This window comes from Steroidobacter agaridevorans, assembly GCF_009932555.1.
Classification (GTDB): domain Bacteria; phylum Pseudomonadota; class Gammaproteobacteria; order Steroidobacterales; family Steroidobacteraceae; genus Steroidobacter; species Steroidobacter agaridevorans.
The window spans coordinates 1-7,661 of record NZ_BLJO01000019.1; the positions used below are offsets into that span (position 1 = coordinate 1).

The following is a 7,661-nucleotide window of genomic DNA, read 5'->3' on the forward strand; positions in this document are numbered from 1 at the left end:
AACTCTATCAAGACTCACGGTGACCGCCGCTTCAGCGGTCACGCCTCACTCGTACACCACGTCCCGGGACGCAATCTTTGAGATCGGCCAGCCATTCACAGGATGTGACGCTTCCGCTCAGGCGTCGGTGCTTCTGCGGTCGGGTATCCGGCTCGTCTGCCCACGCCCGAATACCCGGCTCGCGTCCAGCTGCGTCGGGTTAGCACCGATGGCGCGATCAAATGGCAAGGCAAGCTGCGTTTCATCACCACCTCCTTATGTTCAGACTTGATCGCGCTGGAAGAAGTCGATGATGGGTTGTGGTCGGTGTGGTTCATGGCGCACCTGCTCGGACGCATCGATCTGCGCACCAAAAAAATTACCTATGTCCCGGTGTAAAGGATGTACCTGGACTGGTGTAAACGATGGGCCTGGCTGGACAGTCGCTTCCACCGGTGTCTGGGTCTAGTAGCGCCTACAATGCGAGTGCGACGTGAGGGCGGCGGCAATCTCGTTACGATGAAATTTCCAAGCGCATTGCGCTCAGCGTGAGGCGACACGGCACTGTCGAGGTGACTTCGCGCGCCGTGCGCCACGCAAACAGGCGGGCGGAAGTGCTATTCAAGTCATTCGCTTGTCGGCGCTCGGCACATGACGGCCCACTTCAGGCGATGCATCGCTACTGAGCACACGCGCCGTGCTGGCGGGGCGACTGGCCGTCCATCAGCCAGCCGCCTCGGTGCTTGCGTTGTCTCGCGATGCTTTTCTCGCGATGCGTTTAGCCTAACGATAGTGTGCGTAGCCGACGATCGTGTGTCGAAGTCCATACAATACCGCGAGCGCGGCCGGCGGTCAGGTCGATCGGCGTGTTCCCAATAGCGCGGCGGTGCGCGAATCTTCCGGCGGGATGCGGTAAGGCTTCCCCGGTCGGACCTTGACCAGCAACGGGATCTTTTGACGGGCGCTTCGTCGAACGGACAGGAGCACCGCGTTCCCGTGGGCGGTGACGATGGTCATGGAGGCCGTCGCCCAGATGCCGAGCATCGCGCCCGGTACCATGTCAGGCAATACGAGCTCCGCTAAGGCCGTTTCGATCACCAGTGGTCGTTGGGCATCCGGCGCGGCGGTGATAAAGAGTTGACCGGCCATGTGTCGGATCAGCCGGCGCTCGGCACTGAAGAGGACTTTGAGTTTGGCACTGCCTTTCAACTCAATTCTCGACCCATCGGTCAGCCGCGCTATGCGCGTCTCGTCGGCGGCTGTCTCGTAAGTGACGCCGGCACTCAAGTAGCTCGCCCCAGCGACCACAACGAACGTGGCGATCGAGGTCGTTGCGAACACGGCGACACGGCGGATCCACGGGCTGCGGCGCGGCATGGCGAATTCGGCGGCGCGGTACGACGAGCCTTTCCACCAATTCACGCTAATGATCTTGGCTGCCTTGTCGGCGTTCTTTGCAGCTTTATCGGACTCCCGCGCGGCTGTGGGCGAACGATCCTGCAGCTGTTGGTTCACCCGCCAGATCACGAGCCAGGTTTCGTAGAGGTGGACGAGTAGGGCCAAACTTCCACCCAAGTAGCCGAGGCATTTTTGGTAGAGGTAGAACGGTAGGCCCAAACTTTGACGCAGGTAGGCGAGGCACTTTTTCGAGAAGCTCAGATCGTCGCGCATAGGCATAGTTCAAGCTCGTCTGTGAATAACTAAATTGACTTAGGTCTGCGGGCGCCCATCACCGCATACCGCGATTCAACTCACGACATGTTCTAGTTGTCTTTTCACAGATCGTATCAACTGGGCCATCGACCCCGCGGCACTGCGTAAGTAACATAACGAAATCGAGTGTGAACAATGGGCGGAGGGGCGCGCCTGAATCTCAGCGCGCATCGTTTGCGGCGATGGGCAGCGGCTGCGCGATTACTATTGACCCGGTCAACAGGCGCCAACACCCTTGGCGCGTCGCTCGTTTCTAATGGAGGGCTTGCTCATGACTGCGCAGCACCAAGATTCGATCGAGATCGTAGAGTATGGCGATGCTCGTACGGAGACGCGGCAACACTGGTTCTCAGTGGAATATCCAGACAACTATTTCCAGCGCGGACCCTATCCGGGCTGGTCAGAATGCACCGCTGAGCATCCCATAAAGAACTCGACCCTGTAGCTCATATTGCGACGTGTCATAGCCAAGGGAACCGCCGGCGTTCGCAAACGGCGGTTCTCGATCGAACACGTTGGTGGCACCGAACGAGAAGCGCAGATTCGCGGCCAGCGGTGTCGAGATGCTCAGATCCCAGAGGGGCGGGCCACCCACGCGACGCGCCAGGGTCTCGTCCGTAAACGGGTTGCGATCGTGATAGGACGATTTCAGGTGCGCATACACGGACGCTTCCCAACCCCCGCGTTCATACGTTAGTGACACAACGCCGCGTTGCGCAGGAATGGTGCCTAACTCCGCTGCCACATCCGTCCGATCTTCCAGTCGAATTGACCGGGTCGGCAGCTCGCTATAGGCGAACTTATCGGTCAGCGTCACCGAGAGTCGCGGCGTGAATATGCCCAGTGGCGTTTCCAGCCGCAGCTCCGCCGATAGATCGACGCCTTGCGTCTGCGCGCCGCCGACATTCGCGCGCGAAATATCCAACTGCTCGAGTGGCCCCCACAGATGGATGGCGGCGTCCGCCGGCGTTTGTTCTGAGCGCTTAATGCGCTCTTCAATGGCCTCATCCTCATGGGTGAGCAAGCTCATCGGTGCCAACAATGACACGTGATTGCGCACCTTGATGTGCCAAAACTCGGCGGCGAAGCGCCACTGCTCACGCGGTTGATAGGTTATGCCCAGACTGCGAGCCTGCCCAGTCGTGGGCCGCAAGTTCGGATTGCCGCCGGTGATCAGGGTCACCATCGCCACTTCGCCGCGGCGCGCATCGAAGAGGGTGGCGGGCGCCGTCAGAGGCGGCAGATAGAGTTCGACTAACGAAGGCGGACGGAAGGATTCGCTATAGGCTACTTGCACGCGCCAGACGTTGGAAGGTTCCCAGCGCGCGCCAATTTGGCTTTTGAACTCTGCGCCAATGTCACTGTAGCGCTCAGCACGGACGCCGGCGATCAAACTCAATGCCTGCAGACGTTCGACCCCTGGCCACAGAAGGTCGAGCGGTAACTGAGCCTGAGCGAAGGTCGAGAGGATGACGCGATCGGCCCCGCGCAGGCGCGTGTCAAAGTCGATGCGCTCGAGGCGTCCCTCGACACCCAGGAATGTCTTCACGCCGAACGGCGCCCCTTGAACGGTCGCATTGAGGTGAGTGGCACTCGCGTGATACCGCTCGACCGGGGTCGCGCTCAGCAGCGCCGCGGGCAGGACGGACACCGGACGATACAGACTGAGCGGCGCGCTGCCTTCGACGGCGTTGAGCGAGGCACTCACGGCGGCCGGATTGGTGACATTGCGTAGCTGCGCGCGCGTGCGTTCATCCGAGTGAGTTAAGTAGGCCGCATAGTCCCAGTCGCCCCAACGCTCGCCTTGCCAGAGCGGGCCTTCGAGGGCAGCAACGCCGCGTAACGAGGTGGTCTGATAGTGCTGCCGTTGGGCCGGCAACCCCGCCAGCACCGCGTCGATCTTGACGGGAACCCCAAAGGAATTTTCGGGATGGCGCTCGCTCAAAGTTGCGTCTCGGACGAAGGTCGGCATGAGCTGTAGCTCATTGTCTCGACGCACGCCGAGCACTTCAAGGGAGGCCACCGTGGCGCCACGCACGAGCGCGCCGGTCGCCAGTAACGAGGCGCGCGACCCTTCCGGGACCACCGCCTGAAACGCACGCAAACTTGTGCGGTCTTGGCGTCCCGCCTCAAACGTTAAGCCGCCTGTGCGTGGATCATTCGCAGCGGCGGCGATGGGAGAATCGAGGCCGGGCAGCGGTTGGTCGCCGCTCGATCTCACATTGGCGGGCAATCCTAATGGTGCGCGGAAGTCGGTGCCGCCAAAGCGTCCAAAGTCTTGGTTGTTCCAGCGCTCGCGCTCGTGGCCGAGAAGCTCCTCGGCGTTCTCGATATCGACGTACACCGCGACGCGGCCGCGTTCACCGAGGTGGCTGCCACTCATCGATGCCTGACTTTGCGAGCCGCCGCCGCGAGACTGTCCGTAGCGGATGCTGGCAGCGGTCGGGGTGTTGTTCCTCAGGACGACATTCACAATGCCACCGATCGCATCCATGCCATGCAACAGTGAATTGGCGTCCATGCTGACCTCCACCCGTTCCACGGCGCTGATCGGCAGATAGGAAAGATCGTAGGCGTTGACGATGAGATTGGTGGCGCTGCCGAACGTGCGTCGACCATTCAGTAGCACCAACGTGTAGCCAGCGCCGAGGCCGCGCAGCTCCGCATATTGCGCACCGGAGTCGCGAAAGCCGCGGCCGCGATGAAAGGCGGTCTGCGACAAGTAACGCAATAGATCGAGCACGCTGGCCGCACCGGTCTGCTCGATGCGCTGGCGGGTCAGCACCACGACTTCGCTTGGGATGGCGTCCCCCAGCTGGGGCAAGGGCGGTTCCTGCACCAGCACATGCGCAGACTGCAGCCCGGTGTATTGCGGGAAGCCAAAGCTACATTGGCACTGGCTCATGTCGGCAACCCAGCGCATGCGCCCGGAGATCCCCTCAGGTACTTGCTTGATCGTGCACAACGGTGCGATCAATGTGCGCCAGGCCTCCTCGCCCGTGTACTCACCCGGCGGCAGGGGACCCAGCATCACATTGCCGCAGGCACCCGGGTCCGCAGGATAGCCGGTCGAGGAGCGAACGTTCTCCGCGTAGTCGCGGGCCAACGCCTGGTCGCCCTCCAAGGTGTAGCGCACCTCGGCCGCATGGTCCCGAGCGGGTGGGTCATTCGCGGGAGTTGCAAAGCCGCTGACAGAGTGCACGCCGAGGAAGAGAGCGAGCGGCCAGCAACCGACGGCGTTCTTCCCTGACATACCCATTACGTGTGCTTATGTGGCGGCACTGTGTGATCCTGCCCAGTCGACAGCGACTAGCGCGCGACGAGAAAAGATCGGGAATACGCCACGCAGCTGTGCACATCGTTGGTGCGTTTGACCGGATCAACGGAGGCGTTGAGCTCTAGAGAGTTTCCGCGGCGGGGGAGCGCTGCCGCGATGCGATTTTCGCTGCTTGGAGCCGGCAACGTAGCGTCACGCCGAGCTATCGATCGATGCCGAGAGGTGTAGCTGGGAAAGCACTTGCGCATGGCGACGCGTGCGATAGGACCAACACGCCATGCGTGAGCTGGCGGAAGAGCATCTGACGATACTCGCGACGCCAGCGAGTGATGGACACCAAGCGTGTGCAGGAAGAGGCAAGCCGTCGCGCCGCGTGGGCGCTCTTGATCGGCCGGTGTCGTGAGAGGGGGGCGCTATCCGCAGTCGGCGTCAGTAGTTGGTCTTGAGGATGCGCCGGATTACCGCACAGTAGATGCGAAAGGAGATGATTCCCGAGTGTGGCACGAGGTCGGCAAACTCGGCGCCGCTCGCCAGTCCCGGCGTTCTCGCGAGGCGAATCAGTTCTGCTTCGGGAAGGTGATTGATGGGGGAGGTCCAGTCCGCGATCACATCGTTGATCTCAAGAGACGAATGTTGTCCTCTCGTTCGGTACTCCTGCAGCTCTCGCCCGACGACAGACAGCCGTCCTGTGAGAAGGAAACAAAGTCCGGGCAGAATGTCCATGTGCAAGGCGGACACGAGTTCGCGAAACCAGGGCGGGATGCGTGGGTGATCTAGTCGAAAATACACCCGTAGCTCGGAGACGATCAGTAGGCGGCCGTCAGCCGTGAGGCGTGCATGGCTCGTCACGGGCTTTCGGAACCCTTGGCAGATCCAAATGACGAGCAGGATCAGGACCGCGGCAGGGAACGAGATAATTAGGGCGCTGCCTCCCACGAACACGTCGGCCGCTCGGACACACATGCGATCACACAGCGCTTGTCCTGGATACAGCACGTGGTTGCGAATGACGAGCGCGCTACGCCACAAGTCAAGCGCGAACAGGAATTTGCGAAGCGGCGTCTTGCACTGCTCGATATCCGCTAACCATTCCTCTGCATAACGTTCGCGCTGTGAGCCGATGATTAGACGAGATGTGCGAAGCGCTAGCCATCGTGCCAACGCGGACAGGGACACGTTGACTTCCTCAGAGAGGAGTTTACTCATCAGGGCCTTTATGAATGCCAAAATGACTTCCATCATGCGTATCGCGGCGCTCCTCGCATAATAAATTCGAGCTGGGTCTGGGCTTTTCTTGCACCGAGCGCCGTCAGCGTGTAATAGCGACGTCGTGGCCGACCGAGTTGAACGGGAGCTCCGCGTTCCCACTCACTGGTCAGCCATTTCGCGGATTCGAAGCGCGCCAGAATGGGATAGATGCTGCCGGAAGCGATCGCGAGCAGATCCATCAGCTCCGCGCCGGTTAGCGGCTTCGGCGCCGCATCAATGAAGGCGCGTAGCACAGCGGCACCCTTTGCGCTTACACGAGGCTCACTCACGGCAACTCCTGAAGGCGGTGAGAATGTAGTAAGCCTACATAGGGAGCGCGCAACATCACTTGTGGCATCTACGAGAGGCCACCCATCGACCGTGAATCTGCCAATTGCGTTCTGAATGTGACGTCCACTGTCCTCTGTGAGCGAGCATGCGGTCACATGGAGATGCGATCCTCCGAGCGTCTGTGCCTTTCATCGGTCGCCACGGCGATCTGTGATAAACACGATTTATGGCTTGTGGGCGAGAGGGAGGAAAGGTGGGAGAATTGGTTCGGAATCTTCCTTTCGTGTGCGTCTAGCTGGGCCTGTAGTGGCGTGCGTAGTGGCGGTCGAGTTTGCTTGAGTAATCTTGGCGCAGGTACTCACTGTCGTTCCCCGGCTGCGTGCTCGGCTACCATGGGAGCGGGCGGCGCTAGACTCCGGCTTCAGGAACGGAGGTTGGAGAGTGTGAAGTAGCGCATAAGTGTAAACGTCGATTGGAACTTTGCCCTCCGGCCAAAAAACCCAGAAGTGGATTTGACCCATCCGGGTACCTGCTATCGAACCTTTATTCTCTACGGCCTTGATCGAGCCTGCCTTGCGCTTATCTTTGAGTAATAGCTCTCACTGGCGATGCGCGCTGTGAAGCAGCCGACCTAGAGCGCTGCCGTGAGCGTTTGGGCGTCAGCCAGTGCGTCGCCCGTTGCGCAATGGCAAGTTGCTTGTGAGGATCATGGTGCCGCCTTCGTAGTATTGCAGGCGACGTTTAAGAACAGGGCCGCCTCGTCACGGCCGAACGGCACATACTCCGATCTCACCGACCATGAGCAGCTTGAGGCCGGAACGGCCGATTGGTGTCCCTTCAGTCGGTCTTGAGCTTTGGCTGCAGCGAGCTGGATCATCAGATCAGCGGCGGTCATGAAGCGCGTCTTGGTGCCTGCCATCACCGCACGGTAGTCGAGCGCCATCGCCAGATGGCCGGTGCCAACTCCAGAGGGTTCAAGCAGCACAACGTTCTCTGCACGCTCGACGAAGGTGAATGTGCGAGATTCTGTATCTGCTACTCCGGTGCGCCGATGGCAGGTTGAAGCCGTAGCTATCTGTTAGCGCCGGAGTAAAACTGACCCACCCCCGCCGAAGTAAAAGTGACCCACCTGGGCGAGGATGACGGCTTTTTG

At 60.7% G+C, this 7,661-nt stretch carries 5 protein-coding genes; all 5 read right to left on the bottom strand.

Annotated elements, in window-relative coordinates; genetic code table 11:
* Nucleotides 1–831: 831 nt before the first annotated feature.
* The 5 genes from GYH35_RS34410 to GYH35_RS34430 all read right to left on the bottom strand — a co-directional run bounded on the left by GYH35_RS34410 (nt 832) and on the right by GYH35_RS34430 (nt 7,493).
* Nucleotides 832–1,650, bottom strand: coding sequence for a FecR family protein (locus GYH35_RS34410; protein ID WP_161830749.1), 819 nt, complete (start codon nt 1,648–1,650; stop codon nt 832–834).
* 442 nt (nt 1,651–2,092) lie between these two features.
* The gene (locus GYH35_RS34415; protein WP_161830750.1) at nt 2,093–4,816 is read right to left on the bottom strand and encodes a TonB-dependent receptor domain-containing protein; all 2,724 of its coding nucleotides are present in this window, start codon (nt 4,814–4,816) and stop codon (nt 2,093–2,095) included.
* Between the two features lie 582 nt (nt 4,817–5,398).
* Nucleotides 5,399–6,211 (bottom strand): hypothetical protein, encoded by an 813-nt coding sequence (locus GYH35_RS34420; protein ID WP_161830751.1) that lies wholly within the window; start codon nt 6,209–6,211, stop codon nt 5,399–5,401.
* On the bottom strand, nt 6,208–6,471 hold the full coding sequence (locus GYH35_RS34425) for a PadR family transcriptional regulator (protein ID WP_202624996.1): 264 nt from the start codon (nt 6,469–6,471) through the stop codon (nt 6,208–6,210). The genes GYH35_RS34420 and GYH35_RS34425 overlap by 4 nt, the downstream gene beginning before the upstream one ends.
* Before the next feature lie 743 nt (nt 6,472–7,214).
* The gene (locus tag GYH35_RS34430; protein ID WP_202624997.1) at nt 7,215–7,493 is read right to left on the bottom strand and encodes an ATP-binding protein; all 279 of its coding nucleotides are present in this window, start codon (nt 7,491–7,493) and stop codon (nt 7,215–7,217) included.
* Nucleotides 7,494–7,661: the final 168 nt, after the last annotated feature.